The organism is Vibrio sp. SCSIO 43009, assembly GCF_023716525.1.
GTDB lineage: Bacteria > Pseudomonadota > Gammaproteobacteria > Enterobacterales > Vibrionaceae > Vibrio > Vibrio alginolyticus.
In genome coordinates this window covers 1,033,285-1,059,414 of the sequence record NZ_CP071842.1, presented here as the reverse complement: position 1 = coordinate 1,059,414, position 26,130 = coordinate 1,033,285, and the positions used below count along the sequence as shown (strand labels likewise).

The following is a 26,130-nucleotide window of genomic DNA, read 5'->3' as shown; positions in this document are numbered from 1 at the left end:
CTATGACAATATTTCGTCTAGTGATTTGAGAAACTTCATGATGCCAGTGAGTTCGACACTGGTATCCGGCGGAACGTCTTCACTTTGACCCGTTTCAACCGGAGTGGTTACCCCTTGCACCTGCTGTTGAGTTGCTGGCTTATCTTCCTGTCGCTGTTCAACACGCTCAGGAACGGACAAGTGCTCAACCAACTCGAAAGCGACGTTCCATTGTCGGTTGCTCTCTTGTTCATCGGCTCGAATAGTGCCTTGGAACTTCACCTGGCGAATCTTTAGCGCAGCGGCAGTATTGTTGCTGATGCGATAAATCTGACGGGCACTGTTGTCTTGCCCGCCTGCCAAGGTGAAAAGGTTGCTTAGGGTTTCACTCTTGTTGAACGGTATCACGCCACTGACGGACAACACTTTGCCTTTGTTGCCCGTTTCAGCTTGGTCAGTCGATGAGGACTGGCCGGACATATCTTGTCCGGCGAGCTGTTGGCGTACACTAATACGCAGGTTCTTAAGTGAGATTTGGGTGCCGTTGAGGGTTATCATAGAAGCGTTTCAACTTGTTTAGTTAAGTTACTTACGATGGCTTTCAACTCATTTATCTCTCGATCATGGTCTTGGATTAAAGCGCCTATGATAGGGATAAACTCCTGATAACCTAATGATTTAACATCTTCACCACCATTCACTAAGTGGTCTTGATACCCACCAAAGTCCACTCCGTGCTTGTCCATCGCAGCTTTGACTTGTTGGGCTACTGCCCCTGCGTGATGACGTTGTCCAGCTTTTGACCCATCCTTTAGCAGTTTCTTTATTCTGGTTTCAAATACAGGTTGAGCTGCATCATCAATACCCACTTGAACTTTCTCATACTCAAAGTAAGACTCTCGGTAGTCCAATCGGTAGGTTTGAAACTCAACGTCAAGAAAGAATCTTTTCAACGCCTCACTAATCGGATTGAAGTCCGTCTTATCTCGCTCATCACTTCGGTCTTGAACTGGCCCATAGGCATAAACCGATGAACCTGGTGCACCTAACTGAATTTGGTCATTGCCCGTCACTGTAGATTGCTGCCCAACGCAAGTTGAACGTGAGTAGGTCACTCCAACCCCAGCTAAATACCCAAGTGCTGACAAGAAATCACCTGTTGCGCCAGATAAGACTTCTCTTCCAAGACCAGAAAGCCCGTTGCCATCGGAGTTGTAACCAGCGCGGTAGCCCCACAATGCAACATGGGAAGCAGTGAAAGGTGAACCGTCCGGCTTGTAGGCGGCTTGGTTTCCACCTGCCACATTAAACGAACCGTGACAGACGGATAATGTACGATACCCTACTCCGAAGTTATCAGCTCCTAACGAGTTGTTTAAAACATAAGCGCCAATACCACCGTTTCTATCTCCCTGATTGTTACCTAACGCGCCATAACCTACCCCATCACAGTAGTCACCTTGGTTCTGAAACAGCGATTGAAAGCCAACACCGTTGGCAAAATGCCCCAAGTTGTGGTCACATGATTGAAAACCGACACCACAACTTTCTTTCCCTTCCGCAGAATTACCACTGAATGAACCGAAGTAAGCCCCTCTATCTCCCTTTAGATGATTGCCTGCCTCATTCCCCATTGCCGCCGTATTCGCCGACGTTGAATCATGAAGAGCTAAACGACCAAAGCCAGCACTACCGCCTTTCCACCATTGTTCGGTGAAGGTGTCATTCGCCAGTTCGCCCGCTTGAGCCCCAAAAAAGCAGGCATTGAGTGTGGTACTTTTATGACCTGCTCGGTAACCATGGAAAGACCGAACCCCTTCCCCGGTTCGGTCGGTTACTGCGAAAATGCCATCCTTTACCGAACCACCATAACTCTCCGAATAGGCAATAGGGGAGACCGCCATATCTGGTGCATCAAAATACAAATATGAACGGTATCTATCATCTCCTTCGATAAGGTTGAGGTAAATTTTTCCTGATTCCACCATTGATTGTTCGCTGGCAATAACTCCACCAAAAGACTCACCATGAACAAAACCACCTTTTATCGAATTGGCATACAGTGGAGTGTTATCGATGGAGATACCTTCCCCTTCATCGATATCCCCCACAACGAAATTCACATTTTCGACAACAGCTTTTGCCCCATTGAAAATACCAAGTTTGTTCCCATTACCGCGCATGTCTCCCAGATCAGCAAATCGGAAATAGTGAGTTTCCCAGTTTGAGTCTGGCTTTTCTCCCATGAGAACTGGCGATTCAACTGAAGCATTTGGCGCATATAGTTGAAGAGGAAATGCCGAGTCTTTAGCAAAAACATAGATGGATTTAGGGTTGGTGACCAAAGTACCTTCTGTCCAAGCTGCTCCCGCTACTTTCTCTACATATTCAAGCGTCGCTACATTACTCTCCGGCCTCAAATCACTCACCGAGCCATCAGCCAGCACCTTGGCAATTTTGCACACGAAATGCGAGATATCTTTACCAGTCGATGAATCGATGTAATCATCTTTCTCTTCGGCCGTGATAACGAAATCAAACAGAGTCACCTGCTCACCTGTTGGTGTGCCTTCGCGGTGTGCATCGATGTAGATGAACGATGGTTTGTTGGGTACCTGAACGCTGCGGTCAAACTCCATGCTCACACGGTTGCCAGAAACATAACCGGCACCCGCTTTGATGTTGTATGCGCTGCCCGATGGTGTGACCAAGAAACCGTCTTCGATAAACCAGTCTTTGCCATTCTGGTCGATGATGGACTGCGCCACATCGCTGTCCATCTTCTTCATGCGGTCGGTGGCGTTGTATTGCCAGCTGGATGCATCCACCGTGATGTTGGTGATTTCCGCGATATCTTTGTATTCAAGGACGACCGAACGCACCAAGGTATTACCTGCAACACCCGGTTCATCAGCTGTTTTTGGTGTAAGCGCGTGATGGTCAATCGTGACTAATACGCCATATTCAGAGCAGTATGCGCCTGTCCAGTTAAATTCAAACGGACCAACATCGCTGGTCAATGTGGTGCTGTAGATCACCGAGTCTGCAGAAAGGCGGCCGCGTTGCTCAACCTGCTCTTGATGAACGATGTCATCCGTCGGTACCACATCATCTGGCTGTGGAAACTCTGGGCGGTTTGGGACATTCGCAAACATCATCTTGTCGATGATAAGTGGTTTTTCTTCAGCGTTGAGCTGTGCCAACAGTGCTTTACCTGCGGCGGTTAAAATTGACTTGTCAGTGGTATTTGCCATGTTTAGTAATTCCTTAACCCTTCACTGTGGCTTGGTAATATTCGCAGTCGACGTTCAGCACACTTGGAAGCATGCCAACGTTGAGCCTGGTCTTAACGTGCGACGTTGTGTATTGCGCTTCGACGTTCTTGCTTCGAGCGGCCAACGGCATTTCAACATAACTGGTGTATTGATATCGGCGGCAAGTGCGCCCGTACTGTCTAATGACGGTATCTAACAACTTAGGGACATTGGTTAAATCGCCGTCGCGGATTTTTAGACTGATTACATCCCAATCTACATTAGCTAACCGCTCGTCTTGCCCGATGTGCGGATAGCCCAACTTGGCGAACATATCTTCCCAGCCTGCTATCGTGCCTGCGTCACGCGCAAACCCGTATGCATGAGCCACCCGAATTCGAAACAGGGCTTCCGGCTCTTGGCCTAAGCGTTCTATTTCACGTTGCCAGGCAAGAATGTTCACCAATGCCATTGGGGCGGTTAACGGATCATGCTGCTGCAGTGGCATTTCGAATGCCGCTCTTACATGTTCCCAGTAATTGCGCATGGCTCGGGCGAACTTAGCCAGCTCGCCTCGGCCCATCCAGTAACGCAGATTAATCTCAGGAATTTTCAATCGTCACCCCCAGAGAATTAATTCGCGGTACCGTCAGATTGTTGATGATGTCGGCGTTATCAAATTCGAGGGATTCAATCTCAGAGAACTGCGCATGCAGCTCCTGCCCTAACCTTGAGAAACTGAATCGAATAACCGGATTAGTGACCGTTGGCGAGTAGTCGGTGTTCTCACGGAAAGCCGCACCAATGAACTGCTCCACTTTTACGCGTAGCGCGTCTCGGTCTCCCATCGTTAGTGAACGCAGCGGCCAAACCCGACAGGCAATATCGTGTGTCGTTTCTGGCATGGCGAGCACTTGCAGATCATCACCATGGCCGTGCTGACCTTCGACACGGATGTACTCATTCAAATCCGCCAACATTTCTGCCGATGGTTCACCAGTGTCTAAAAGGATGAGCGCGTTTGCGGTACCTGGGCCACGCGGTGCGTTATGCTCAAAATACACATTGTCGTCGTTGATTCCTGCTCGACTGGTGAGCAGTGAACGGTAAGCCGCATCAATGTGCCATCTTGCGACTGCGCTCCACTGGTTACGAATACGTAGGCGGAGTTCGTCATTACTCTCTTTGTCTGCCCCTGCTTCATTCAACCATTCGGCAGGGTTGGTCACTGCACCAATGCCCGGAATGGCTGTTGGCAAAATGTGGTAATACCCTTCACCTAGGTTGTAAGCCGCGCCCTCGTTCTCCGCCTCGACTTCTACCATCACCATGGTTTCGTTTTCTGGCATCGTCGTATCGGCAAGTACCTTCACTCGATAAATCGTGCCGTTTATCGGTTCGGTTTGAACCCATGTATCTTTGGGGATCACCAACGCAGGGCCTTTAGCCGCGGAACGTTGAAAGGCGATCATGCCTTTGGCTTTGGTTGCCCCTTTGCGGGTGAGTTTGCATTGCCACGCCAACAAGTCGAGCCATTGGTCTACGGCCGTTGCGACAAACATGTTCGGTAAGACGTAACCAACCAATAAGGTATTGATGAGCCACATCGTGACTTTCACTACGGTGGCTTCAATGAGTCGCCAAAATGGAGAAAACGGCGAGTCGTTTGAGATGATGGAACCTTCTTTATCCATCTCCTCTTTGAGTACTTTCTTCCACCCAGCTTCATCGGTTGGGATACCGGATTGCTTCACCAGTTCGGAATAGTCTGGTTTTGGAATATCAGTCATTAACGCTCTCCGTTATTCACTATCTCTAATTGCAACTCGCCAAAGTCCATGGTGTCGGCAAACACATAAATCGTGCCCTCGGTCGGTTCATCCAAACGCACGGTACCTGGTACCAATCGAACGTCTTCTTCAACTAGCAATTCCAGCTTGGTGCGAATATCGGCTTTCTTTGACGGGCTTCGCTCAGCGATTAAATCCACCGCTAAGTTGCTCTCGATGATGGCGTGTTTGATGTCTTGGGCGATAACCGCTCGGTCTTGAATCAAGATTGGGTTGCGGCCTGCATCGAGCACCACATCCCCGTTCTCAATCAAAATGTCTTGGTATTTGTAATCCGCCATTAGCCTGCCGCCATTTCTAGTTCACTAGCCATGTCTTGCGGGCTGTTCATGTAGGTTGGATAAATCGCCACACCACCGTAGTTGGTTGAGCTGGTTTGGTAGCTGGCAATGTTCTTAGCTGCGCCACCTGGTTGAATTTGTGCACGAGGCGTAGCGCTTTGAACGGACTTCGATTTCACTTGGGTAGTTTCATCATCACCGCCGAAGCCTGGTATCCAATCAATGAGTCCTTTTACTGAGTCCCAAATTCCCGCTAGGCTCTGGGTAATCCAATTGAACACTCCGGAAAAAACTTCCCTAATTGAGTTGGCCATATCACCGATAAAGGCAAATCCACTCGTATCGGTAAAGCCGCTCATGACCCATTGCCAACCTGCCTTGATGAACTCAAACATGGCTCTGAATGGAAGTGTGATTAAAGTGATTGCCCCTTCTAGTACTTGAAACCATGTTGTGTCACCAAACGAGGCTTTCAAATCATCCCAGTAGAAAATCAACGCACCAACTGCGGCGATTGCGGCAACTACAGCACCAACAATGAATCCAATGGGGTTCGCCATCATTGCGATGTTTGCCGCTAGCATTGCAACGCGAAGCGCTGCCATTCCTTTGGTTAGTAAAAAGTTCACCCCTGTAAACATCTTCATGGTGAGCATATAAGTCGCCATGGCTTGTTTACCGACACCCATCATTAAGGTAAAAGCACCACCTGCTGCTGCTGCACCTAAAATCGCCATGGCAGCAAAACCAATGTACTTTGTCAGGTTCGGGAACATCTCTGTCCATTCGATGATTTCTATCGCACCATCGGCCAAGCTCGAAATCACTGGCAAGAGAGCAGGCAACAACGCCGCACCAAAAGCAGTTCGAACCGCAAACACGCCTTGTTCGAGTCGTTCCCATTGGTCGGTCATCGCTCCAGCCATGTTAATTGCCGTATTTAAGTTACTGGCATCATTTAGGTCTTTGACGCTTGATTGCAGCTCACCCGTTTTACCTATCAAGTCGGTGATAAGCAGTACGGCTTCATCCGAGCCGAAAGCTTGCTTAATTTGATCAATTTCCAGTGAATCTAAATCACCGAATTGGTTGCGTAGTTTCGACATAATGTCGAACATTGGCAGCATCTTCCCGTTGCTGTCGGTAAACGCCATGCCTAGCTTGTCTTGCGCTTTTACCACGCCGCTCATAAAGGCTTTATAACGAGTTCCCGCTTCACTACCAGTCATAGAACCTTGCAGCAGGCCAAGCACAGCCATTTGCTCCTGAATGGCTACGCCGTGAGTTTTACCTAATGCGCCAACACCTTTAAACGCATCCGACATTCCTTGACCCGTGGTTTTGAACCTCTCGACAGATTTTGCGGTCATACCTGCAACTTGTTCAGCCCAGTTGTCTTTACCAATCCGATCGGCTTGGTCTTTAAAAACCGAGTACATGGTACCCATGTAGTTGGTAATGGTGGCCGTATCTGCTTTAGTCGCAGCGGCTAAAATAGCCGAGCTTCTTGTGACACCCGCCAGTTCATCGCCTGTCATATCCCCCATAGCAGATTTGATATCATACGAAGCCGCCACAAATTCAGTGGCCGACTTACCGTATTCAACCGAAAACTTCATTGCTGTTTGGGTAAGGGTTTTTAGCTGGTCATCGGCAACACCAAGTGATTTCACTTCACCTAATGCCCTGTCCATCTCAATCGCTGGCATCAAGGCTTGTTGCAATGCAAAACCAGCACCCACCATGCCTGCCGCTCCTGCCATCATGGTATGAGTACCCTGACGGTAGGTATTGGTGACATCATTCAAATTGCGTTGAATATTGCCCAGAGGTTTAGAAATCTGGTCAATCAATCCAACTTGAAATCTGAGTGCTTCTGGTAACATCGTGTTCCTTATCAGCTAAACGCCTTGGCAACCCCGTTAGCGGTAGCAGCTTGCATGTTTTCCCAATACTGACGCTCTAACCAAATGGCCCTTGCAAGGTTCTCTTCGCTGTCTGTCTCACCCGGCAACCACTTACGGCGCCAGGTGAGCATTTGTTCGAGCTCGTTGGAGTCCATAGCCCGAACAAGGGCATCTATTTTTTTACTTTGATTTGCAGCTTCGGCGTGTATTCCTTGAGAACTTCACCCACAACCTGAATTGCTGCACCTGGGTTCTCGTTCGTCAGTTCACGGAATACTTCTTTGCTTTCTTCTGTAACGGTGTTCATCAGAAAGTTATGCGCAGAGTTCACGATTTCCCCCTGTGCCAATGCGTTCATGTAGTCGTTGTAATCTGCTTCTGTTGGGACGAACGTGATATCTGCATCACCAACCGTTAGTGCAATTTGTTTGCTCATGCTACATCTCTCTCTTTATCTAACTTGGTTTCTAAACGGTCGAATCGTCCGTTAATAGAATCTTTCAAATCATCTACGGCTTCCCGTAGTTCGTGCTTGGTGGCGTACTTCTCAGCGACATCACCGCGCAGTCGCTCAGTGGCTAGCTCATTGGCATGGATACGACGGTCATGGTCTCGGGCGGTGCTTTGCCCTTTATCCGTTCTGCCGAAAACCACATTGATGATGGCGATAAGCAGCGCTATCGTTGCCACAATCGCCGATATCCATGATGAATCCATCACTATTCCTTCTGTGGAATTTCTTTTAAGCGTTTGCCTTGTAATGCGTTGATGATGTCGTCCACGGTTTCTTGCATCACATCATTGCTAGTTAAGCCTTTTAGGGTTTCTAAGCCCCACACCACTGAGCGTGTGGCGAAACGTTCAAGGATGATTGACCAACTGATTTGAAAGAACAGACCTTTCAGTACTTCCAACAATGTCTTGCCAACGATTCCAGTTAAGAAATTCATGCTGCTTCTCCGATTAGGGATTGATATGCCTGTAGGTAATCTTCTGCTGTTGCTTTACCTGCGCTTGTGTTCCAGTACTTCTTCGCGTACCGAGCCAAACCTTCTAGGTCATCGGCTTCTGGCAAGGCTTCTGGGAACCGAATTAAATTGAGTCGTGCGGTTGCCACTGCGAACTCGGGTGAAACCACCATGTAACGAGGGTCTAAGTGCTCAACGGGGCAAAACATCGACAGTGCATCCAACAAGTGAGGGCGACTGTTACCTAACCACTCGACAAGCCAGTTGAAGGTGGCTGGTTCCATTTGGGTAAAGCCCAATGCAGGACCACGCACTTGTTTTGAGTAAGTAAACTTTCCAGACTCATGAGCAATAATCATCAGGATCAGATTAATGGCCGCTTGAGTGTTCATTGTGCCTTTACCACCGGATGCCATATCTAAGTGGTCAAGGACTGGCTTCATGATTTTCTCAACAAAGAGCTTTGCTAAATTCATCGGGTCATTCGCTCCAATTCGCTTTGACACTGGGTGCAGTAGATGCAACCTGGTACTTTTTGGCGGCGTTTTTCTGGGATTGAGTCGCCACATTCGCCGCATTCATGTGCGCTTTCCCGTTCTTCAATTCGCTTAGCCCTTGCCAGTTGGTTGGCAAGCGCCACTTCTGTGAATTGGGTTTCAAGACCGCAGGCATGGTCGATAACATCTGCCATCATGCCTCCTTGTTATTGAACCAAATCTTCGGTTTCATCCGGACGCAGGTACGGCACACCGTTGATGCTGACAAAGTCTGGGCTTGTCACCTCGAACGGCAACTTGTGAACTAATGCACTACCTCCATTCGAATCGGCATCAAGTAGGTCAGAGATTTTGATACGACATCCGAAGGCTTCAATTTTGAGCTCATCTTTATCAATCTTGCCGTAGAACAGCGCGTCAAAATCAGGCATTCCACGCCAAGATCCGGCTTGTTTAGCGGCTTTGCTGAGCAGGTTAAATTGCTGCGTGGTCAGCTCCATTTCACCACTAGCCTCAACATCTCCGTCGACGTAACCATCTGGCACACCAGAGGTTTTATTGACGGCGGAATTATCGGTAATGGATAACGAGACTTTTTGTGCTTTGAGCTTGTAGTCACCCAAAGAGAAATGCATGTTCTTGCCAGAAATTCTCATGGATTACGCCTCCAAATCTGCAGGGTTAGTAAGATCAAGCGCGATGTTGACCACGATGTGTTTCGGGCAGTTATGAGGGCGAACCATCAAACCGATCGACACTTTGGTTTTGGTTACCCACTGAATGGTGACGTCACCGTCTTCTGGCGGCATGATTTCACCAGGGAAGGTAATGCCACCAACTTCTGTCGTTTTCGACATATCACGCATATCTTTGCGGAAGTAAGTGCGGTTCAGCTCAATGCTTGCAGGCGTTGAGTTAAGAATGCGGTCGGCAATACGGCGAATCGCTTTGATACGCACACGACGGTTAAGCTTGTGCACCGGGCGAACGTATTCGAGGTACTGATAATCGCCGCCTTTGGCTTCCAATGTGGTTGCGTCCGACCAGTACACCCCTTCTAAATCGGCATACCATTGCGGCAGTGAGTAACGTGCGTCTGCCAGCGTAGCGATGGTGCTCATCTCTAATGCTTTGCCTGCGCTGTCCGTTGGCATGTCTCCCAAACTCAATACTGAGCCTGTTGCCACACGCATCGGGCTGTCTGCTACCGTGACGTTTCGATCACATAGACGCCCAGCAAGTACACCCACGTTATTGCCGTTAAGCTGAGGAACGGGCGTCACAAGGTTTGCAGAAACATCTTTCACCAGGTCAAGCATGGCGGTTTCGTACTCTGCCCACGTTTGGCCTGTATCAGGGGTTGAATCAATGCCCGCACAAGCGGCGAGGAAGAACACCCAACGACCAAGTTTGCTAGTCAGCTCGGTTGCTTTCGACTGCATATCATCAAACTGAGTTTTGACCGTGACTGGGTCACAAATGGCAATGCCTTCGAATGAGTCAGTCCGGTTCGCCAGATCAACAGCGTCTTGCCAGGTATCGTCTGCATCTAAGCCAACAATCGCACCCGTCCAGTTTTGTTTGCCGTTAAGCTGGGCGGCTTTCACGTTCAGACCAAGCGCATCATCGGCAACAACTTCGTCAAGGTTGGTCATGTTATTAATGCGGGTCACTTTGCCTTGCAGTTCTGCCTTGTCAGTACGCCCTATGAAAAGCACGTGACGTTCTATCTCAGGGATACCGCCTTGTGCCAAATTGAGATTGTTAACCTCTACCTTTCCGGTTGCCATTGGTTATTTCCTCTGTTTTGCCTGCTCAAATATCTTGATGAGCTGGCGGTTCACTTCACGTTCTTTACTACCGAGAATCTGACGCTCTGCTAATGGAATATCCCAACTGGTGATATTTGGCTGATTAGAGAGTTCTCGAATGAGCTGTCCTGCTTGTCCATGGGTGATAGTTGCCATCAACTCACGTAAGCTGGCTTTCTTTCGTCCTTTGCCGCTTTTTCTCGGTACCGTGTAACCCAGTTCTCTTAGCTTTCTCGCTTGCCCCTTGGTACAAGGTGCTGAGTAATCCGGTTTGCCCCATCGCTTTTGCATTTGGCGCTTGGTCATTTTTTGCTTTTGACCAAGGTGGTGCCTTGCTGCGATTTTTGCGGTTAACTTGTTACTCCAAGTCAAATCAAGCTGGTTGGCGTTTCTCACATAAGGCGTTAAGCCCTTTGCCATCCGCTTTAAAACCTTGCCTTTCTTCTTTCCTTTCTTTGGTTGCAGAGCGCGTCCGTTAACGTCTTTTTGGGAACGAATGCGCTTTCTGGTATTGGTCGTTTCCCAACGGCCAAGGGTTTTCAGTATCCAGACTCGCTTTTTAGGTGGCAGAGCCAGCATGGCCAGCTTTTCCTGCATGTTGAGCACATCGCGCTCATTGACCTTAATTTGCGGCTTCATTCACCAACTCCGCTTCTTCTGCGGTGTAGATTTCAACGGCCTGCACTCGGTAGGTTTCCCCTCGCCAAGTGATCATTCCCGCGGGGTCAGGGATCAGCTCAATCGGCTCCATCATTTCCAATTCAATGGCAACGTCGGCTACCTCACTGTTTATCACATCAACCGAAAGGTCTGGGTCGCCTAACTCATCTTCATTACGCGTGGTGTCGTAATCGCTCAGCCAACAGGCAACCAAAGCAAGTAAACAGCGAGGGTCCAGAAGTCGGTGCGGAAACTCTTCAATACTGATCACTGCGTTGTACTTCCAATGACAAGCGATATAACCGCCGTTCCCTCGGTCTTCACCGTTTGGCACGATGGAGCCATTTTCCTGCCAGGCATCGATTTTGTTATCGAGCACATTGGAATTCAGGTGACTGACGATGTAATCCGTCAGGTGTTCCAGCTTGGTTTTGTTGTAAGTGGTTTCGCTCATATCGAGTCAATCCCATTCGCACTGCGCCCAAGGAGCGCACGCACATCTTTGTTACTCTGGGCGAGAAAACGTGCCTCTTGTTCCGGTTCATCCGTTGCCACGCTTTCACCTTCTTTTCGGCGGTCTTGAGTCGCAAACTCTTTCATCAGTTCTGCATGAGCCCGACCATAAACCGCACGTTTGTAGAGCATGATTTTCGGATTGCTCAGCACTGGCTTTTCGCCATCTACAATCAGGCTTTCCAGTCGTTCCTGAATATTTAGCGCGGCGATGGTCACCGCGTAGTTCAAAGAGTCGTTATCAAACGTATGGGGAACACGGCGTAAACTGCGGAATTCATCCGTAGATAAATCGGGCCATCCTTCACCTGGTATGGCGATATCGACTGCGCTGTTAACATTTCCGCCAAAGCTCATAACAGTTCCTTGCTTATTTAAATTAGGGCGCCTCTAGCCACTGGGTCGACGGTATCGAGTTAGCCGATTGGCTTCTCTTACCTCACCAGCCGAGGCGCGGTGGCGTAGGAGTCTTTACAGATTCTTGCCTTCGTTAATGGCGCGAATACGAGATTCAATCTTTTTGATTTGGGTACCCACACCCACTTTGCTGTTCTTATCGTGCGCGTGTTGAAGCAGAGCCAAAGCTTTTTCCAACGTTTCCACGTTGCCGATGGCAGTAGCTTGCGGCTGGCCTTCTTCATTTCGAATCAGGTATAAACCCGCGAACTTGTACCACTTTGCGTGAACCTTCTCGTGCAAGCGCCAGTCTTTCTCGACCTTTTCAAATACCTGAGAGAAATAAGGCTCGATTGAATTACCACGTTCCGATTCTTTCTCCGCCCATGCCAACACTTCGTCAGCACAGAACGTCGGCCAGTCACGGCGGAAGTTCTCTGGCGTTGGTAAGTCGAGCTCAATGGCTTTCATGCACCATTCGATTGCGGTATCCAGCTCTTTAATGTCGAATAGCCAAACCACCAAGTTGGTAAAGATTGGGTTTTCGAACGCTTCACCACTTTCTAAGTAGGCCTGAACATACGGCTTGTACTTCGGTACCAGTACTTCACGCTTGTGCTTAATTCGATCAGCGATGGCATTTAAAGAGCGCAAATACTTGCGGTCTTCTTCAAACTCAATCAGCTTGATGTGCAGGCTGTCGGTATCTGCACCAGAACTCACTCCCGGTGCAGACTGGTTAGCCTGCTTTTCAATGAGCTGTCGACGCTGTTTTGCTAATGGGCTAACCATGCGTCACTCCTTAAGCTGCAGGCTCAACAACGGTTACCGCTTCAATCGCAGCGAACTTGTTCAGGTTGCCGATTGCATAACCTTCCATACGGATATGGTTTTGCTTGAAGCGAAGCTCGTCTTCGTCATTCTTCTGCTTGCGCCACTGCGTACCTTCTTGGGTAAGAATTTGCAGGTTCTTAGTGTTAGTTACCCACACCGCATCGGCAGGGAAGAAAGGCGGTGTATAGGCCTGTTTACCCGCAATGGTTTTGGCTAACTGCTGCGCAGCTTTGTGTTCGGTTGGCGTGTTTGCTGATTCCAGTAAACGATGCTGTTCTGCTGCGACCAGGTTGGAACCGACGAGAACCACTAGATCAGGGTCTTGGCGGTGCTCTGGTGCAATCGTTGTATTAATCAGGTCTTGAACCAGCGAATCTAGGTTTTTGTAAGAATCTGCGGTTGCGCCTGTTGGGTCGAGTTGAGCAGATGCAAGAACTTGGCTCGCTTTCTTCTCTTTGGCGATGGTTAACCAACCTTTGTTAACATCCTGACCAAGCGGGTTAGCGACTGGGTCTGTGTTAGCTGCGATAGACGTACCATTAAAGCCAACGCGCAACATGTCTAATGCGAAACGGCGAGAGATGGCGTTTTTCATCATGGTCAACCACTGACCTTTTGAGCCTGAGTTTGCCCACTGAGTCATGGTTTCCCACAAGATATGTGCGCCAGAATCGGTCTTAGTCAGCTCGTAAGTATTACCACTTTGACCAACTTCAACGCTAAAGCGACCACTGTCTTTACGACCTGTAGACAGGCCATCATCACCCACATCAACAACCTGACCTTTAATTTGCTGAACTGGCAGCAATGAGACCATGCCGAGGAAAGCATCCGACTCCATGATCGCCTGGCGAAGTTTGGTTTCCATTGGTGGCGTCAGGTTAAATGACTGAGTACCCTGCGGAGCATTTGCCGCTGCTAACGTCGCTGCACAAAACTCTTGTAGGTAGGTGGTAGATAGTGCATTCAGCATTAAAAAATCTCCTCAGATGAGAACTTCTCACTGGTACCCGACGGGTTCGGCTCTTGGCCTGGTACTTCTTGTGAAAGTTCAGCGAATTTGGTTTCGAGACCGTTCACTTTCTCAGTTAACGGTTTTAGCTTTTCGTCCAGAGTGGCAGAGAACTGCTCAACAGTTGTGCCCTGCTCTTCTGTCTCTGGTGTTTCTGGTTCGCCTTGCAAGTTGAACTCTTCTTTCAGTTCTTGCTTGAACTCGCCTTTGAATGCAGCAAACTGTTCTTTCAGTGCTGCTTTAAGTTGCTCTTCAGTCACTTCGGTATCCTCGTCTATTGATGGAGTTTCTGGCACTTCATCGCCAGAAGAGAAAAATTCATTGAATGCCGCGAAAAAGCGGTCTTTGCGCGTGAAGCACTCGGAAAAATCGACTTCTTCCAATGCACTGCACTCTAATTCGGTGGTTTCGCCAGATTGACGAGAGAATTGAAGGAGCGAGGTACCTGTGGAGGCTGGGGAGTCAGTCGCAGCTAGGCCCATTAAATAGCAACGCCCTTCGCCCTTGTAATCGGGATTTGGCTCGATTGATGTGAACAGCTTTTGCTTTTTGCGGTTGGCTTCAAGCATGTATTCGTTTGGCTCAAGCTTCGCGAACAGACGTAATTTGCCGTCTTCTTCTTCAGCTTTAAGCTCAGCAACATTGCCCCAGTTTTCACCGTAGCCATAAAATCGACGGTGTTCTGGCCAGATTAGCGCGGTGTACTCTTTCGGGTCATAGCTTGCCGCCATTTGCTCAATCCAATCACGGGTAATTTTGCGCCCGTCTACGGTTGGCCCCTCAGTAGCAATGATTTTCCAGTCACTAATCTTTGGCATTTTGGTACTCAAACTTGTCATTCACATATCGGTGTGAGCAAACAATACGCCTTTGAATAACGGCTTTCAGCCACTTCAATTCCTGCCAATTCGGATTTAATCAAAACTAGAATTTTCAGGAATTTATCTAGGTCATCTGCAAGTTTTCGGCGCGTATGATGCAGCTATGGCATATTCAGATGAAATAAGAGAAGCCGCGAAAAAGCTCTATTTACGCGGTGTTCCTCCGAAAGAAATTGCGGCGCAACTGAACCTTAATAGTGAGCGCATCCTTTATACCTGGGCGGAGAAATTCGGCTGGGCTTTGTTGCTGAATGAACTTTCTGTTGAGGAAATGATTAACCGCCGTTTGGCGGTGCTGATAGATAAGGATGAGAAAACCGATCAGCAGCTCAAGGAAATGGACAAGCTTATCGATCACCACGTTAAGCTGTTAAAAGCTCACGCTGATGCAAAAGCCAAAGCAGAGCGACACCTTTCGCCAGACAGCTCACCAAAGAGTAATGGTGACTCTTCTAAAAGCAGCAGTAACGGTAACCGCAAAAGTAGCCGTAAGAAGAACAGCATTGAGCACCTGACAGAAGATGACTTTAAAGGCTGGCACGAATCCCTTTTCGAATACCAGCACACGATGCGCAATAACATCAAACAGCGTATTCGTAATATTCTGAAATCTCGCCAGATAGGCGCTACCTACTATTTCAGTGGTGAAGCCTTAGAAGATGCGATTCTTACTGGTGACAACCAAATCTTTCTTTCTGCATCACGAGCACAGGCTGAGGTTTTCCGCAGCTACATCATTGCGATTGGTAAAGAGTTCTTAGACATCGAGTTAACCGGCAACCCGATTATTCTTTCCAATGGCGCCGAACTGCGCTTTTTGTCCACGAACAGTAAAACCGCACAGAGTTACCACGGCCACGTGTATGTCGATGAATATTTCTGGATACCTAAGTTCGACGAGCTGAACAAACTGGCTTCGGCAATGGCAACGCATAAGAAGTGGCGCAAAACTTACTTTTCTACGCCATCGTCGAAAATGCACCAGGCTTACCCGTTCTGGACTGGTGACCAGTGGCGCAAAGGTAAAGACTCTCGTGCCCACGTCGAATTCCCGACTTTTGATGAATTCCGAGACGGCGGGCGACTCTGCCCCGACAAACAGTGGCGTTATGTTGTCACCATTGAAGATGCGGCAAACGGTGGTTGTGACCTGTTTGACATTGACGAACTGCGCGACGAATACAGTGATGATGACTTCAAAAACCTGTTTATGTGTGTGTTTGTCGACGGTTCGTTGTCTGTATTCAAATTCTCTGACCTCGAAAAAGGCATGGTGGATGCTGCTCACTGGCAGGACTACAAACCAAATAACAAACGACCTTTTGCCAATCGCGAAGTTTGGTTGGGTTACGACCCAAGCCGAACCCGAGACAATGCCTGCTTGGTGGTTGTCGCTCCGCCTGTCGTCGCGGGTGAAAAATTCCGTGTGCTCGAGAAGCACTATTGGAAAGGGCTTAACTTCCAATATCACGTTGCGGAAATAGACAAAGTATTTCAGCGCTACAAAGTGACTTACATCGGGGTCGACACCACGGGCATTGGCGGCGGTGTTTGGGACTTAATTTCTAAGAAATACCCACGTGAAGCTCACGCCATCCACTACAGCAACGAAAACAAGAACCGTCTGGTCATGAAGATGATTGATGTAGTAGAAGCCAAACGCCTGCAGTTCGATGCCGAACATAAAGACATTGCCATGGCGTTTATGGCGATTAAGCGCGTCCCAACCGCCAGCGGTAACGCCATGACCTTTAAAGCCGAACGCAGTGAAACGACCGGACACGCCGATGCATTCTGGGCGATTTCTCACGCCGTATCTAACGAACCGTTAGATCACTCAACACCAACTAAATCAACCTGGGCCACTGCAGCATGACCGAACAAACCACAACTTTAGTCAAACAAGAAGAACACGCGCCAGAGTCGGTCTATCACATCGACTCCTCACCAGAGTCCATCGACTCAAACAGTTGGATGACCACCTATTCAGATTTGTTCTACAACGATGCTGATAACTATTGGGAACCTCCGATTTCACGCAGTGGCTTAGCGGATATTGCTCGTGCCAACGCCTATCATGGTTCACTGTTGATAGCTCGTGCTAATTATGTAGCCGGACGCTTCCAAAGTGGAGGCGCAACCCGCCGCCGACATATTCAAGCTTTTTGCCGTGATTACTTCACCTTTGGCGATGCTGCATTTCTAAAAATCCGTGATGGTTTCAAACGTGTGGTTCGCTTGCATCCATTACCTGGCATGTACCTTCGCCGACGCAAAAACGGCAACTTTGTCATTCTGGAACGCGACAACCAGCAACGCGAATATAAAAAGGAAGATGTGATTTTCTTGCCTCAGTATGACCCGCAGCAGCAAATCTATGGTTTGGCGGATTACTTAGGCAGCATTCAGAGCAGCTTGCTAAATAAAGACGCGACCTTGTTCCGACGCCGCTATTACAAGAACGGCGCACATATGGGCTTTATCTTCTACGCCACCGACCCAAACTTGAGTGAAGAAGATGAAGAAATGTTGAAGCAGAAGATCGCCAGCTCTAAAGGCGTGGGTAACTTCCGCAGTATGTTTGTGAATATTCCGAACGGCAAAGAGAAAGGGATTCAGCTGATTCCGGTTGGTGATATCGCCACCAAAGATGAGTTTGAGCGCATCAAAAATATTACCGCGCAGGACATTCTTGTCGGCCACCGCTTCCCGGTGGGTAAAGCTGGCATTATTCCGCAGGGCACGACCAGTTTAGGCGACCCAACGAAGATAGGCAGTGAATACGCTAAGGATGAGATCATTCCTGTATGTGAGCTGATTATGGATGAGGTGAACTCAGACCCAGAGGTACCTAAGCATTTGCGACTTAATTTTAATTTAATACATGGAGATACGGCGTAAACCCCTCTCCAAGCTGTATAAAAAACCAGCCTTTTGGCGTATGATTATCAAGTCAGTCAATAAGCTAGGTATTTTATATGAGAGTGTTGTGCCCGGAGTGTGGTAGCAAAAGCCGAATCCAAAAATCCAACCGCTTAACCAACAGTCATTCAGATTTGTATTGCAGCTGCAGTGACCCAGAATGTGGACACACATTTGTGATGAATTTGTCTTATAGCCATACGTTGAGTCCATCGGCAAAAACGACAAGCCAACTGGCTTTTAATCTGGTGAAAGCGTTGCCGCCAGAACAGCGGCAATCACTCAAGCAACAGCTTGCGATATTATAAAGAAAATACCGGACTATCTACTTCCACAGCCATTTGGATTATCGACTGAATGGCTTTTCTCTTCTTCTCGTCGATTTCTCCCTGGTAGTTCGCCAGCACCATGTTCATCATCTTTACGCCCATTGCTATCATTTCCGGTTTTGCATTTGACACTGCTATTCCATCAATAATGATGTCTAACGCTTGTTGTAATTCATTCTCATTTTTCAACAACATAGCACCCCCTAACCACTGAATTCGGAAATAATACTGTATATCCATACAGGTTTCTACAGTAGTTTTTAGACATAATTCACTCATTAAGAATTTTCCTTTTTTACTTCGAGTTAATAGAAATCACGCTGCTACATCATTAAAACAGGCGGTAAAGCATTTCCTAAATGGGCAAATGCGTTGTTTACCAAACCAAGCTAACTTAGGTTCCAGATCGCGCAAGGTCTTAGAAACGTGATCAAACTCACAGAAAATACACTTTTAGAATTGTGAATAGTTTTGGTGGGAGTGGACTATAATAGCCATTGACACATGGCGCATATTGATGAATGTTGTCGCATATTGGTTAATTTTTGACAATGTGCACATTGTTTGAAGATTTCAACTGGGGTATAGTTTCGTCTCTTAAAAATTATATTTATATTTACTTTTTAGTTCTTAACTTGGGGCTCAACCTTGACTGAATCTGTTGCAAAATCACGAACCAACGAATTACTCGATGAATTACGCGCAGTTATCTTTAGCGATGAAAAGCTGAACGATATTGAGTTTGCCACGTATAAGAGAGAAGCTTTAAATCTTCCAAGTATTGAAGAATCTTCTTTAATTGAAGTTCTCGTATATTGTGCCGCTGATAGATTGGATGAAGTAAAAGATAAAGCTATGAGTATATCTCGTTCATACGCGCATGAATCTTTTGTATCTTCCAACTTAATCTGGACAATGCTCTATCTCGGTATGCCTACTGTAGCTTACGAAATAGTGAAGCGTATGCCACTAGAATGTGCAGATGAATATGATGTAGAGAACATTGTAAGTACTAACTTTTTGTTCAATGACTTTGGTCTAGATGCCAAATTAGTAGAGTGGCTATCAAGAACTCAACAAAACGAGTTGTTGACGCGAATTCAAAAAGGTACGGGAGTTAGACGCATGATTATGCGTGATATTGAAGCAAGGTTTGACGTTTCATCAAACACAATTACCGACTTATCTTTAATCGCTGCAAGAGTTGCAGAAACTCACAAGGGCGTTGTGCTTAACGGCACTTTATTAGATATACCACCAGAGTCAGGACACGCAACGCTAACGATTTACGTTGAGTGCGAACCTGAACAACTGTTCGATTTGAACTGGGATTTGTCAGGCGAATTAGTTGAGGCTGACCTTGACGATATTAAATGTATAACACACTTCGAACTAGTCGGTGATGATACACCGACTCTTGCAACGAGGTTACGAAATGTCGGTTAACGCTCAAAATTTTAATACTTTAGTCAAACAGTCATTGTCTAGTGCTACAACTGAAATTGAGTTCAGAAACATAATCAGTAGAAGTTACTATGGTATGTATCACGGTGTTTTAGAAATATTGACTTGCGACCCGGTACCTATTCAAGGTGTCGGGTGTCACGAATCACTTAAGCACTACTTAGTATCTTATGATGCAAAGCAAAATGAGCCGTATGATAAGAATGACCTAAGACGGCTAAAAACGTTCTTAGAAATTTATAAAACTTTGCGAAAAAAAGCTGACTACAACTTAGACGAATCATTTTCTAGTACTCAAGCGAAATCAACAGCAGACTCTCTGGATAAGTTTTTAGTTCAGTGCTCAAAAATGCAAGCTTCAGTTACTCCGAATTCTCAATCAAAAAATCCATAAACTACTAGCTTACTGGCTAGTTGATTTAATCTAAACCAACGGCCAGTCGTCCCCATCAGGGAAGAACGACAGGTCTGGTTGTTGATACTCTTGCTGTTCTGGTTGGGCGAATACCTTGTCCCAACCTTCGAAATCCATCCATTTAAGATCATCTGCAGGCGCACGGCTTACCTCGACCAGCTGTGCCGGACGTATATTCCCGTGTTCGTCTACCTCCGCAGGGCGGATTTGAATACTGGTTGCATCGTCGATGCGAATTGAACTGCCTTTTAGCAGTGCGGCCAGTGCCGTTTCATCAATATTTGGCGGGTTATTCGCCCGACTATTCACCGGGTCTAAAATTCGGGTTAGCTGATCGCTGACCTGTACCTCGCGATGCTCCGTACAGTTATTGACAGAACTCCGAGAGGAGCCAGAGGCTCCAATAGCGGTCGCTGCGCTCCCTTGGGTGATCGCTTCTGCTTCTGCGATAACTTTTGATTTCTTCTGAATCGTCCAGACCTTAGTGCGAGTTTTCACGATCGCTTCCGGTGTTTGGAAACCTTCCACCTTGCGCACGTCTTCACCGTGAGGTGATGCGAAAGGAAGTACTTGATATGAGTTAGTGATCAGCAAATCTTCGCGCTTAACGAATGGTCCACCCTGCCCCATTATGTAGCCTTGCCAATTACCATGATCTGCGGCTTTTAAAGTTTCTGTGATGCTTGAATCATCAGTGTTTAAACTTGCTTGGAAACTATCCCCTATTACTTTTATTAACTCTTTATTAGAAATCAGCTTACTAGGCTTGATAGGTCCAACTAGGTCACGCTGTAGCTTAATGTACATAGCAAGCAAATCCTCTCGCACTTGCATGAAGAGGTACTCCATAAAGGCTTTTTTGTTTTGGCTCGCGAAGCGGCGCAGCTCTCGGTAAGTCGTAACCGGCGCACCACCAAAAAATTGAAACTGGCGAATCGCCCAGCGGCTTTTCCATGCGCTGACGTTCTTCGCCATGTCTTTGACTGATTTGCCTGTTTCGTCGGACACTTCATCGTCCATAGCAAAGCCGTCGATGTTCTTAGAAATGTATTTCGCGATGTAGCCTGTTGCTGTGCCTTTCTCTGGGTCGATGTAACCAAAGTCACAACGTGGGCGGTAATCCATAGGACCAACATAAGCACACTTACGAAATGGCTTTTGCTTTTCCTTTTCGTATTGCGGGTGCAGTTCTGCGCGGTCTTCTTGGGTAGCGTACGAAATAAAGATGTCACGCACCTGCGCCACTTCTTCTGGTTTTACCCAGATCAGCAAATGCCAGTGTGGTGTGCCGTCATGATGTGGCTCAGCAACACGTACGCCAAACCAGCGGATTTCTTCACGACCTAACTTAGCGCGGATACGCTGCCAAGCATTGTTTAAGTACGCTTGCGCCTCTCGAGGGCTCGCACCATTCCAATGCTCAATGAAACCGCCTTTCTTGTAGGAGTTGTGGTACTTCGAGGGCGTGGTCAAAGTAAGGAACAAGCCTTGCAAACCCAATTCATTGCCGATGTCTTCACAACCACGACAACGCACCATCAGTTCATGACGGCGAATCGCAGGATTAGACACGCTTTTCAGAACCATTTCGGCTAGGTCGGCTTTATCTTCGGTTTCTTCGTCAAAGAGTTCACACTGCTTGATGTATTCCCAGTTGCGCTTTTGTTGCTCCTGGTGCTCACGAACGCAATCCCAAGACGCATAAGCAGAAGCTTTTGAAGATACTTGCCCCATTGCAATGGCTAGGTGCTCACGCATAATTTTGCGAGCTTTAACCAAACGACCAAGCCACCACTTTTCGCTAATCATGCGCGAGATGTCTTGCAGAGCGGAAAGCTCATTTTGCTTCTTGTATTTACAAGGCGGCTTGATGCCAAACAGAGAAGTGAAAGCCGCTAACTGATGGTAACCTTCAACGACAGGACAGAACGTATCGTCTTTTTCCAGCTCAGCTTCAGTAATGCTTGCCAACTTAGAAGAGATAATTTGGAAACGAGCATTCATGATTTTGCCAATCTTGAACGCCATTTCTTTGAGTTCATCTTGTTCTAGCTCTGCCAAGATACGGCTTTTCACTGGCTTGCGGTTTTTCTCCGCCTTGTCGAAATCAAAGCGAAGTTGAGGTTTTGCTATCTCTGGGTGTGCAGACGTAAAGTCACTTTGGTCAGTGTTATCTAATTCTTCACTGAGCAAAGCAACCTTTTGGGTTGTTGGTAGCTTTTTGTATTTGCGTAATACCATAACGGCGCGATCAGCTGCTGGCCCCATGCGCTCACGCAAAAAGATGTTTGCTTCTCTACGACCTTTCTTTTCGAAAACTGAAATGTATCGAGTCACAAAGTACTTGGTTAAATAGTCTGGCAGGCCATGGATTTTGTCTTTTGCCCACTCAAAATCATCTGGGTTTGCTTCGAATAGTTTACGTTCGAGTACGCTCAGGTCGTCAGGTTCTTGCGACTCATCAAAACGTCTTGCACCAAAGCAAGCATCCGCTAGTGTTTTTGGCGCTTGCGGAAAAACGTGCAAACTTCCCCAACTTTGACAAGCCAGAGAAGCAGCACGTTTGTAGTCATGGTCAAAACCGAACTTATCTAAGTCTAATAGTTCGATTTCTGTTGGTTCGCTTAGGTACTTCGACACGATTGTTTTTATCCACCAAAACCTAAAGCAACACGCCAAAGCGGGCTAATGTCCGTTGGTTTCTTGATGCCAACCTGTTCAATTGGTTTGGCTATTGATTTAGCGCGAAGTTTGCGAACTTGCTCTGCTCGCTTATGGCTTTTCTGAACTTTTGCGACCGCTTCATCCAGAGTGCAACCTGCTTTCAAATGCTTGTAGATTGTGGTGTGCGTGGTACCAATCGCTTTAGCGATATTGTCGATACCTTTAATGCCCTTCCACTCGTGAGTAGCAACGCCGCAATTGTTCTCACGGCCATCAACAAAATGAACCGCTTCACGGATGGTTTTGCCGTTACGTAGGCGTGATTTCAAAGTACCCAGTGGAACGCCAAACGCTTTCGCGATCGCGGATTGACCTTTATGACCGTCTAGTTCGTAGATGTAATCTGATCTCATGCTGCTACCATCCCTAATTTTTCTTTCGCAAATTCAACAAACCGCTTTTGCCAATCTGGCTCATTAACGAAGCTTTCCAACTCTTCAATCTGAATATTCATGGTTACACCCCAACCTTCTGGTCCAGCAAAGTAAGCAACCGCGCATTTTTCGAATGTCGCCGTTCTTCCTTCAAAGACTTGGATTTTGTCTTCATCTACAGAGAGGGAAGTAATCTTCTTGTATTTCATACCGCCTCCAGTTCCTGAGTGGTCACCAACATAAAGCCGCCTTTACCGTTTCCTTTGCTCAACACACCTTTGGTTAGGTGAGTACAACTAAGAGAAATGCATGCCTGCTCGATTGCCTGGTCTAGTGATTCGAAGTCGCCAACCATTACATTGGCAACTTCTTGAGTGTCTTCATGGCGAACAACGCCGCCATCTGGACAAAGCATGATTGCTGCGTATTCCATTTGCTCTTTACTCCTTAACCAAAACAATGCCATCAGGTGTTTCAATCGCTCCGGTGATGACCGTGCCATCTTCAGTTCTTACTAAACCTAGTTCTTCGGCCTGTTGGATAGCTTCACGTAGTGATTCCACAATGCTCGATTTCTTCATTGTTTTGGCGTTCGCTAGTGCATTGTTGTATTTGTCCGCATCAACCCAAACGATAAGAGCGGTCTTTTCCCCATCCGCTAGTTCGATAGCGCCAAGACCATCGGTTTTGAATTTGATTGTGGTTCGCCCTTTGTTGTATTGAGCTGAGTCCATACACTGGTGAAGTGCTTGAACCGTTACGTTCTCGTCACCGATTTCATTAAGTAACTGAGTTAGTGATGCCATATCAGATAGCCTCCAACGTTGGGTATCCATGCAGAGGTTCGCAGTCTCGCCACCACGTTTGCATTGTGGTGTTTTGGCTTGTGCTTTTCGTGCATGCAGAGATAAAGAAAAGAGCGCGGATTGCGCCAATGGCCTGATGATGCGTTGCGTTGTCTGTGGATTGGTTGAATACCACTACCCAGTAAACCCACCATGCGGTGATGAAGTCTTCCAGACACAAACCTTGCTTAGTGCCGTTCACGTTCACCAACATTGCTCGAGTAGAATCCAGCTCCAGCATGTTGCCCTGGCTTGATTCCACCGGATTGAATACGCGAATAAACTGCTCGATTTTGCGTGAAGTGAAGCCTTCATGACGAAGGCCGAACTCTAAGTCTTTGCGATAGATAGTCAGGATACTCATGCTTCCACCTCCGCTTTTGCTTCAGCTTCTTCACGGGCTTCAATGACAAGTTCTGTTATCTCGCTTTCGATTGCTAATAACTGAGTGCCGGCATCTTCTTCATCGAGTCGAACTCGCTTCTGAAACAACCTATTTGCACCCGGCTCGTACTGACATCCTTTCACATAAGCAATTGTCTCGAACCAATTTACGTTGGCTACAAAGCCGGTGTGAATTTCAATTACATCCTGATTACTGATAGCCAGCGCATTAATGGCGTTAACAATGTCTAACACTTCACGGTTGGTGCTCTGGCCGCTAAATAGCTTTTGCTTTTGAGCCAATGCTTCTGCTGGTAAATCCGCATGCCCAATCGTGCCGACATTGCGGTTTAGGACTTGGTCTATGAGGTTTCTTGCTTCGGTTAACTTTTGATTGGTATTCATCTCTATGCTCCTACGCTTAGACGAAAAAAAGGCCCCCATGGATACAGCGGGGGCAAAGGTTGGCTTGGTGATTAATGGGTATTACTGAATTGGTAGTGCTTGAGGCGACGAACATCACCGAGCGTGTTGTCAAAGCCGACGATCATTTCTTTGAGGTACTGCATTCCTGAACGGATTTTTTGCAGCTCTAAATCGTTGAACGACTCAAACTCACGTTGGTAATCTTTTGGTGACATACCGCCAGCGATAAGAACCAAACCGCGACTTTTATCTGGCAACTCGTTGAACACCTTCCTCAACTTGCCGCGTGTAGCGGAACCATTGAAAAGCGCTTTGCATGCAGCAATGCTCTCGCTGGCGGTGGGTGCTTGTTGTAATTGTTCTTGCTGAATAGCTAACTGACTCATTATTGCTCCTTAGGCTAAACCCGGAAGTGGCGCACCGTTGGCGAAGAAATCCAGCCCCATAGACAACATAGGTGTTGCGCCAGTCGTGCGGTTCTCTAAATCGGAAATCATCAAAACAAGGTTGCCGAGTGCGGCATGCGCTTTGGCTAAGGTCTTGTTTTTGGTTGAACGCGGCAGGCGCTCTGCGGTGCACATTTGCATTGCATCGCCAGAAAGCTCGCCGCTTAGCGCGTTGTTGAGCAACGTGCGCTCAATGAAGTTTTTCTGTTCTGATTCCTGTGGCAGTGCCACGGTCACGGTGCCCAAGTTGCTATAAAGAACGTTATGGATTGAGTAGTCGCCGGAGTGGTAACACAACCAGGCTAACTCAATGGCGTAAAGCTTGTGCGGCTGCTCTGGGTTGAGCTTGTTGCGCAGCATGGTTTCGCCCATGTCCATCTTTCTGGCTAATCCTGCCATGTTGTGATTGGTTGCAAATGCGCAGCACGCCTCGTCAAACGCGTTTTGTTTGGCCTCACGTAATCTGCACATGGCGATGTTTGCGTCCATGTTTGACAATCCTTATAGCAACGTTGGAATGCAAATGACTGCCCAGGCGAATAAATGAAGCCAAAGCGGGCAGTAAGTTTTGGTTGGAATCAGAGAGGAAAAACGCATAGCTCATCCTAGTTTTGCCAGCGCTTCACGAGCGGCTATCTCATTCATTGCAATGAGGTTTACCAGCGGCTTTTCTTTTGGGGCTCTTTTTTCTTGGATGATGATGCGACCTTTACGCACGTAGTCTCGAATCGTTTCAAGCTTGAGACCAGTGATGCGAGAGTATTCCTCAAACGTCACAAATGGCACGGGTAATACTGGGTTGTATGACAACATGGTGGTATCCTATTTCGTTGATTTAATAACATTTCACTGTACTCACGATTATTCGCACTAATCAGGTACACAGGAATTATTGATCACATTTGACATAGTTGCAAGGTCTTATTTGACACCAATCAACATTTAAATGGGATTTTTT

General features: G+C 47.4%; 36 protein-coding genes. 5 read left to right on the top strand and 31 right to left on the bottom strand.

What is annotated here, in order from left to right:
• From J4N43_RS05020 to J4N43_RS04925, 20 genes are all read right to left on the bottom strand, one after another.
• Nucleotides 1-537 carry a baseplate complex protein gene (locus J4N43_RS05020; protein ID WP_252094155.1) on the bottom strand — a complete coding sequence of 179 codons (537 nt, stop codon included), beginning with the start codon at nucleotides 535-537 and terminating at the stop codon, nucleotides 1-3.
• The gene (locus tag J4N43_RS05015; RefSeq protein ID WP_252094154.1) at nucleotides 534-3,233 is read right to left on the bottom strand and encodes a phage tail-collar fiber domain-containing protein; all 2,700 of its coding nucleotides are present in this window, start codon (nucleotides 3,231-3,233) and stop codon (nucleotides 534-536) included. Before J4N43_RS05015 ends, J4N43_RS05020 begins: the two co-directional genes overlap by 4 nt.
• A 13-nt stretch (nucleotides 3,234-3,246) precedes the next feature.
• Entirely contained in the window at nucleotides 3,247-3,849 is a 603-nt protein-coding gene (locus J4N43_RS05010) for a phage tail protein (protein ID WP_052131904.1), read from the bottom strand.
• Nucleotides 3,836-5,023, bottom strand: a complete 1,188-nt coding sequence (locus J4N43_RS05005) for a baseplate J/gp47 family protein (RefSeq protein ID WP_252094153.1) — start codon at nucleotides 5,021-5,023, stop codon at nucleotides 3,836-3,838. Before J4N43_RS05005 ends, J4N43_RS05010 begins: the two co-directional genes overlap by 14 nt.
• Nucleotides 5,023-5,364, bottom strand: a complete 342-nt coding sequence (locus J4N43_RS05000; protein ID WP_025589745.1) for a DUF2590 family protein — start codon at nucleotides 5,362-5,364, stop codon at nucleotides 5,023-5,025. The genes J4N43_RS05005 and J4N43_RS05000 overlap by 1 nt, the downstream gene beginning before the upstream one ends.
• Nucleotides 5,364-7,250 carry a phage tail tape measure protein gene (locus J4N43_RS04995; protein ID WP_252094152.1) on the bottom strand — a complete coding sequence of 629 codons (1,887 nt, stop codon included), beginning with the start codon at nucleotides 7,248-7,250 and terminating at the stop codon, nucleotides 5,364-5,366. Before J4N43_RS04995 ends, J4N43_RS05000 begins: the two co-directional genes overlap by 1 nt.
• A gap of 11 nt (nucleotides 7,251-7,261) precedes the next feature.
• The gene (locus J4N43_RS04990) at nucleotides 7,262-7,402 is read right to left on the bottom strand and encodes a DUF6890 family protein (RefSeq protein WP_162836293.1); all 141 of its coding nucleotides are present in this window, start codon (nucleotides 7,400-7,402) and stop codon (nucleotides 7,262-7,264) included.
• Nucleotides 7,403-7,443: 41 nt separating this feature from the next.
• On the bottom strand, nucleotides 7,444-7,707 hold the full coding sequence (locus J4N43_RS04985) for a putative phage tail assembly chaperone (RefSeq protein ID WP_031429742.1): 264 nt from the start codon (nucleotides 7,705-7,707) through the stop codon (nucleotides 7,444-7,446).
• Complete coding sequence (locus J4N43_RS04980; protein WP_045607483.1) at nucleotides 7,704-7,988, bottom strand: hypothetical protein; 285 nt, start codon at nucleotides 7,986-7,988, stop codon at nucleotides 7,704-7,706. The genes J4N43_RS04985 and J4N43_RS04980 overlap by 4 nt, the downstream gene beginning before the upstream one ends.
• A gap of 2 nt (nucleotides 7,989-7,990) precedes the next feature.
• On the bottom strand, nucleotides 7,991-8,221 hold the full coding sequence (locus J4N43_RS04975; protein WP_031429740.1) for a hypothetical protein: 231 nt from the start codon (nucleotides 8,219-8,221) through the stop codon (nucleotides 7,991-7,993).
• Nucleotides 8,218-8,715 (bottom strand): hypothetical protein, encoded by a 498-nt coding sequence (locus J4N43_RS04970; protein ID WP_252094151.1) that lies wholly within the window; start codon nucleotides 8,713-8,715, stop codon nucleotides 8,218-8,220. Before J4N43_RS04970 ends, J4N43_RS04975 begins: the two co-directional genes overlap by 4 nt.
• A complete protein-coding gene (locus tag J4N43_RS04965; RefSeq protein ID WP_252094169.1) occupies nucleotides 8,712-8,930 on the bottom strand; it encodes a TraR/DksA C4-type zinc finger protein in 219 nt (72 codons plus the stop codon). The genes J4N43_RS04970 and J4N43_RS04965 overlap by 4 nt, the downstream gene beginning before the upstream one ends.
• A gap of 12 nt (nucleotides 8,931-8,942) precedes the next feature.
• Nucleotides 8,943-9,392, bottom strand: coding sequence for a phage protein (locus tag J4N43_RS04960; protein ID WP_025605246.1), 450 nt, complete (start codon nucleotides 9,390-9,392; stop codon nucleotides 8,943-8,945).
• Nucleotides 9,393-9,395: 3 nt separating this feature from the next.
• Complete coding sequence (locus J4N43_RS04955; protein WP_140345058.1) at nucleotides 9,396-10,526, bottom strand: DUF2586 domain-containing protein; 1,131 nt, start codon at nucleotides 10,524-10,526, stop codon at nucleotides 9,396-9,398.
• A 3-nt stretch (nucleotides 10,527-10,529) separates the two neighbouring features.
• On the bottom strand, nucleotides 10,530-11,186 hold the full coding sequence (locus J4N43_RS04950; protein WP_025605250.1) for a hypothetical protein: 657 nt from the start codon (nucleotides 11,184-11,186) through the stop codon (nucleotides 10,530-10,532).
• A complete protein-coding gene (locus J4N43_RS04945) occupies nucleotides 11,170-11,661 on the bottom strand; it encodes a phage tail protein (protein ID WP_252094150.1) in 492 nt (163 codons plus the stop codon). The genes J4N43_RS04950 and J4N43_RS04945 overlap by 17 nt, the downstream gene beginning before the upstream one ends.
• Nucleotides 11,658-12,077, bottom strand: a complete 420-nt coding sequence (locus J4N43_RS04940; protein WP_045588186.1) for a head completion/stabilization protein — start codon at nucleotides 12,075-12,077, stop codon at nucleotides 11,658-11,660. Before J4N43_RS04940 ends, J4N43_RS04945 begins: the two co-directional genes overlap by 4 nt.
• 114 nt (nucleotides 12,078-12,191) lie before the next feature.
• Entirely contained in the window at nucleotides 12,192-12,908 is a 717-nt protein-coding gene (gpM, locus tag J4N43_RS04935) for a phage terminase small subunit (protein WP_252094149.1), read from the bottom strand.
• Nucleotides 12,909-12,918: 10 nt separating this feature from the next.
• Nucleotides 12,919-13,923 (bottom strand): phage major capsid protein, P2 family, encoded by a 1,005-nt coding sequence (locus J4N43_RS04930; protein WP_252094148.1) that lies wholly within the window; start codon nucleotides 13,921-13,923, stop codon nucleotides 12,919-12,921.
• Nucleotides 13,923-14,780 carry a GPO family capsid scaffolding protein gene (locus tag J4N43_RS04925; protein WP_252094147.1) on the bottom strand — a complete coding sequence of 286 codons (858 nt, stop codon included), beginning with the start codon at nucleotides 14,778-14,780 and terminating at the stop codon, nucleotides 13,923-13,925. Before J4N43_RS04925 ends, J4N43_RS04930 begins: the two co-directional genes overlap by 1 nt.
• 166 nt (nucleotides 14,781-14,946) lie before the next feature.
• Between J4N43_RS04925 and J4N43_RS04920 the strand changes: the two genes are divergently transcribed.
• From J4N43_RS04920 to J4N43_RS04910, 3 genes are all read left to right on the top strand, one after another.
• A complete protein-coding gene (locus J4N43_RS04920; protein WP_252094146.1) occupies nucleotides 14,947-16,719 on the top strand; it encodes a terminase large subunit domain-containing protein in 1,773 nt (590 codons plus the stop codon).
• Nucleotides 16,716-17,744, top strand: coding sequence for a phage portal protein (locus J4N43_RS04915; protein WP_252094145.1), 1,029 nt, complete (start codon nucleotides 16,716-16,718; stop codon nucleotides 17,742-17,744). The genes J4N43_RS04920 and J4N43_RS04915 overlap by 4 nt, the downstream gene beginning before the upstream one ends.
• Nucleotides 17,745-17,821: 77 nt before the next feature.
• The gene (locus J4N43_RS04910; RefSeq protein ID WP_109168548.1) at nucleotides 17,822-18,073 is read left to right on the top strand and encodes an Ogr/Delta-like zinc finger protein; all 252 of its coding nucleotides are present in this window, start codon (nucleotides 17,822-17,824) and stop codon (nucleotides 18,071-18,073) included.
• Here J4N43_RS04910 and J4N43_RS04905 read toward each other — a convergent pair.
• Nucleotides 18,068-18,373: a hypothetical protein gene (locus J4N43_RS04905; RefSeq protein WP_252094144.1), complete on the bottom strand. Its 306-nt coding sequence runs from the start codon at nucleotides 18,371-18,373 to the stop codon at nucleotides 18,068-18,070. The two genes, J4N43_RS04910 and J4N43_RS04905, sit on opposite strands and share 6 nt — an antisense overlap.
• A gap of 369 nt (nucleotides 18,374-18,742) precedes the next feature.
• On the opposite strand from J4N43_RS04905, the gene J4N43_RS04900 reads away from it, so the two are divergent.
• Both J4N43_RS04900 and J4N43_RS04895 read left to right on the top strand, forming a co-directional pair.
• A complete protein-coding gene (locus J4N43_RS04900; protein WP_109168550.1) occupies nucleotides 18,743-19,540 on the top strand; it encodes a hypothetical protein in 798 nt (265 codons plus the stop codon).
• Complete coding sequence (locus J4N43_RS04895) at nucleotides 19,530-19,952, top strand: hypothetical protein (protein WP_109168551.1); 423 nt, start codon at nucleotides 19,530-19,532, stop codon at nucleotides 19,950-19,952. Before J4N43_RS04900 ends, J4N43_RS04895 begins: the two co-directional genes overlap by 11 nt.
• Nucleotides 19,953-19,982: 30 nt before the next feature.
• Here J4N43_RS04895 and J4N43_RS04890 read toward each other — a convergent pair whose 3' ends face one another.
• The 10 genes from J4N43_RS04890 to J4N43_RS04845 all read right to left on the bottom strand — a co-directional run bounded on the left by J4N43_RS04890 (nucleotide 19,983) and on the right by J4N43_RS04845 (nucleotide 25,985).
• Nucleotides 19,983-22,613, bottom strand: coding sequence for a replication endonuclease (locus J4N43_RS04890; RefSeq protein WP_503064186.1), 2,631 nt, complete (start codon nucleotides 22,611-22,613; stop codon nucleotides 19,983-19,985).
• Between the two features lie 8 nt (nucleotides 22,614-22,621).
• Complete coding sequence (locus tag J4N43_RS04885) at nucleotides 22,622-23,050, bottom strand: hypothetical protein (protein WP_252094143.1); 429 nt, start codon at nucleotides 23,048-23,050, stop codon at nucleotides 22,622-22,624.
• Nucleotides 23,047-23,280, bottom strand: a complete 234-nt coding sequence (locus tag J4N43_RS04880; RefSeq protein ID WP_193289515.1) for a hypothetical protein — start codon at nucleotides 23,278-23,280, stop codon at nucleotides 23,047-23,049. The genes J4N43_RS04885 and J4N43_RS04880 overlap by 4 nt, the downstream gene beginning before the upstream one ends.
• Nucleotides 23,277-23,504, bottom strand: a complete 228-nt coding sequence (locus J4N43_RS04875) for a hypothetical protein (RefSeq protein ID WP_025587969.1) — start codon at nucleotides 23,502-23,504, stop codon at nucleotides 23,277-23,279. The genes J4N43_RS04880 and J4N43_RS04875 overlap by 4 nt, the downstream gene beginning before the upstream one ends.
• Before the next feature lie 7 nt (nucleotides 23,505-23,511).
• Nucleotides 23,512-23,877, bottom strand: a complete 366-nt coding sequence (locus J4N43_RS04870) for a hypothetical protein (protein ID WP_252094142.1) — start codon at nucleotides 23,875-23,877, stop codon at nucleotides 23,512-23,514.
• Nucleotide 23,878: 1 nt separating this feature from the next.
• Complete coding sequence (locus J4N43_RS04865; protein ID WP_252094141.1) at nucleotides 23,879-24,280, bottom strand: hypothetical protein; 402 nt, start codon at nucleotides 24,278-24,280, stop codon at nucleotides 23,879-23,881.
• Complete coding sequence (locus J4N43_RS04860) at nucleotides 24,277-24,705, bottom strand: hypothetical protein (protein WP_252094140.1); 429 nt, start codon at nucleotides 24,703-24,705, stop codon at nucleotides 24,277-24,279. The genes J4N43_RS04865 and J4N43_RS04860 overlap by 4 nt, the downstream gene beginning before the upstream one ends.
• A gap of 71 nt (nucleotides 24,706-24,776) precedes the next feature.
• Entirely contained in the window at nucleotides 24,777-25,112 is a 336-nt protein-coding gene (locus J4N43_RS04855; RefSeq protein ID WP_252094139.1) for a hypothetical protein, read from the bottom strand.
• Between the two features lie 9 nt (nucleotides 25,113-25,121).
• On the bottom strand, nucleotides 25,122-25,661 hold the full coding sequence (locus J4N43_RS04850; RefSeq protein ID WP_252094138.1) for a phage regulatory CII family protein: 540 nt from the start codon (nucleotides 25,659-25,661) through the stop codon (nucleotides 25,122-25,124).
• A gap of 111 nt (nucleotides 25,662-25,772) precedes the next feature.
• Nucleotides 25,773-25,985 (bottom strand): hypothetical protein, encoded by a 213-nt coding sequence (locus J4N43_RS04845; RefSeq protein WP_045588167.1) that lies wholly within the window; start codon nucleotides 25,983-25,985, stop codon nucleotides 25,773-25,775.
• Between the last annotated feature and the right edge of the window lie 145 nt (nucleotides 25,986-26,130).

Bases quoted from the DNA above. Each gene is read 5' to 3' on its own strand.
- J4N43_RS04955 (WP_140345058.1), bottom strand. From the start codon at position 10,526: ATGGCAACCGGAAAGGTAGAGGTTAACAATCTCAATTTGGCACAAGGC.
- J4N43_RS04940 (WP_045588186.1), bottom strand. From the start codon at position 12,077: ATGAGCTTTGGCGGAAATGTTAACAGCGCAGTCGATATCGCCATACCA.
- J4N43_RS04880 (WP_193289515.1), bottom strand. From the start codon at position 23,280: ATGAAATACAAGAAGATTACTTCCCTCTCTGTAGATGAAGACAAAATC.
- J4N43_RS04965 (WP_252094169.1), bottom strand. From the start codon at position 8,930: ATGGCAGATGTTATCGACCATGCCTGCGGTCTTGAAACCCAATTCACA.
- J4N43_RS04970 (WP_252094151.1), bottom strand. From the start codon at position 8,715: ATGAATTTAGCAAAGCTCTTTGTTGAGAAAATCATGAAGCCAGTCCTT.
- J4N43_RS05015 (WP_252094154.1), bottom strand. From the start codon at position 3,233: ATGGCAAATACCACTGACAAGTCAATTTTAACCGCCGCAGGTAAAGCA.
- J4N43_RS04990 (WP_162836293.1), bottom strand. From the start codon at position 7,402: ATGCTCACCTGGCGCCGTAAGTGGTTGCCGGGTGAGACAGACAGCGAA.
- J4N43_RS04915 (WP_252094145.1), top strand. From the start codon at position 16,716: ATGACCGAACAAACCACAACTTTAGTCAAACAAGAAGAACACGCGCCA.
- J4N43_RS04910 (WP_109168548.1), top strand. From the start codon at position 17,822: ATGAGAGTGTTGTGCCCGGAGTGTGGTAGCAAAAGCCGAATCCAAAAA.
- J4N43_RS04875 (WP_025587969.1), bottom strand. From the start codon at position 23,504: ATGGAATACGCAGCAATCATGCTTTGTCCAGATGGCGGCGTTGTTCGC.
- J4N43_RS04945 (WP_252094150.1), bottom strand. From the start codon at position 11,661: ATGAGCGAAACCACTTACAACAAAACCAAGCTGGAACACCTGACGGAT.
- J4N43_RS04905 (WP_252094144.1), bottom strand. From the start codon at position 18,373: ATGAGTGAATTATGTCTAAAAACTACTGTAGAAACCTGTATGGATATA.
- J4N43_RS04950 (WP_025605250.1), bottom strand. From the start codon at position 11,186: ATGAAGCCGCAAATTAAGGTCAATGAGCGCGATGTGCTCAACATGCAG.
- J4N43_RS04895 (WP_109168551.1), top strand. From the start codon at position 19,530: ATGTCGGTTAACGCTCAAAATTTTAATACTTTAGTCAAACAGTCATTG.
- J4N43_RS05000 (WP_025589745.1), bottom strand. From the start codon at position 5,364: ATGGCGGATTACAAATACCAAGACATTTTGATTGAGAACGGGGATGTG.
- J4N43_RS04930 (WP_252094148.1), bottom strand. From the start codon at position 13,923: ATGCTGAATGCACTATCTACCACCTACCTACAAGAGTTTTGTGCAGCG.
- J4N43_RS04845 (WP_045588167.1), bottom strand. From the start codon at position 25,985: ATGTTGTCATACAACCCAGTATTACCCGTGCCATTTGTGACGTTTGAG.
- J4N43_RS04975 (WP_031429740.1), bottom strand. From the start codon at position 8,221: ATGAATTTCTTAACTGGAATCGTTGGCAAGACATTGTTGGAAGTACTG.
- J4N43_RS04855 (WP_252094139.1), bottom strand. From the start codon at position 25,112: ATGAGTCAGTTAGCTATTCAGCAAGAACAATTACAACAAGCACCCACC.
- J4N43_RS04870 (WP_252094142.1), bottom strand. From the start codon at position 23,877: ATGGCATCACTAACTCAGTTACTTAATGAAATCGGTGACGAGAACGTA.
- J4N43_RS04960 (WP_025605246.1), bottom strand. From the start codon at position 9,392: ATGAGAATTTCTGGCAAGAACATGCATTTCTCTTTGGGTGACTACAAG.
- J4N43_RS04920 (WP_252094146.1), top strand. From the start codon at position 14,947: ATGGCATATTCAGATGAAATAAGAGAAGCCGCGAAAAAGCTCTATTTA.
- J4N43_RS04885 (WP_252094143.1), bottom strand. From the start codon at position 23,050: ATGAGATCAGATTACATCTACGAACTAGACGGTCATAAAGGTCAATCC.
- J4N43_RS05020 (WP_252094155.1), bottom strand. From the start codon at position 537: ATGATAACCCTCAACGGCACCCAAATCTCACTTAAGAACCTGCGTATT.
- J4N43_RS04850 (WP_252094138.1), bottom strand. From the start codon at position 25,661: ATGGACGCAAACATCGCCATGTGCAGATTACGTGAGGCCAAACAAAAC.
- gpM (WP_252094149.1), bottom strand. From the start codon at position 12,908: ATGGTTAGCCCATTAGCAAAACAGCGTCGACAGCTCATTGAAAAGCAG.
- J4N43_RS04865 (WP_252094141.1), bottom strand. From the start codon at position 24,280: ATGAGTATCCTGACTATCTATCGCAAAGACTTAGAGTTCGGCCTTCGT.
- J4N43_RS05005 (WP_252094153.1), bottom strand. From the start codon at position 5,023: ATGACTGATATTCCAAAACCAGACTATTCCGAACTGGTGAAGCAATCC.
- J4N43_RS04995 (WP_252094152.1), bottom strand. From the start codon at position 7,250: ATGTTACCAGAAGCACTCAGATTTCAAGTTGGATTGATTGACCAGATT.
- J4N43_RS04985 (WP_031429742.1), bottom strand. From the start codon at position 7,707: ATGAGCAAACAAATTGCACTAACGGTTGGTGATGCAGATATCACGTTC.
- J4N43_RS04980 (WP_045607483.1), bottom strand. From the start codon at position 7,988: ATGGATTCATCATGGATATCGGCGATTGTGGCAACGATAGCGCTGCTT.
- J4N43_RS04925 (WP_252094147.1), bottom strand. From the start codon at position 14,780: ATGCCAAAGATTAGTGACTGGAAAATCATTGCTACTGAGGGGCCAACC.
- J4N43_RS04860 (WP_252094140.1), bottom strand. From the start codon at position 24,705: ATGAATACCAATCAAAAGTTAACCGAAGCAAGAAACCTCATAGACCAA.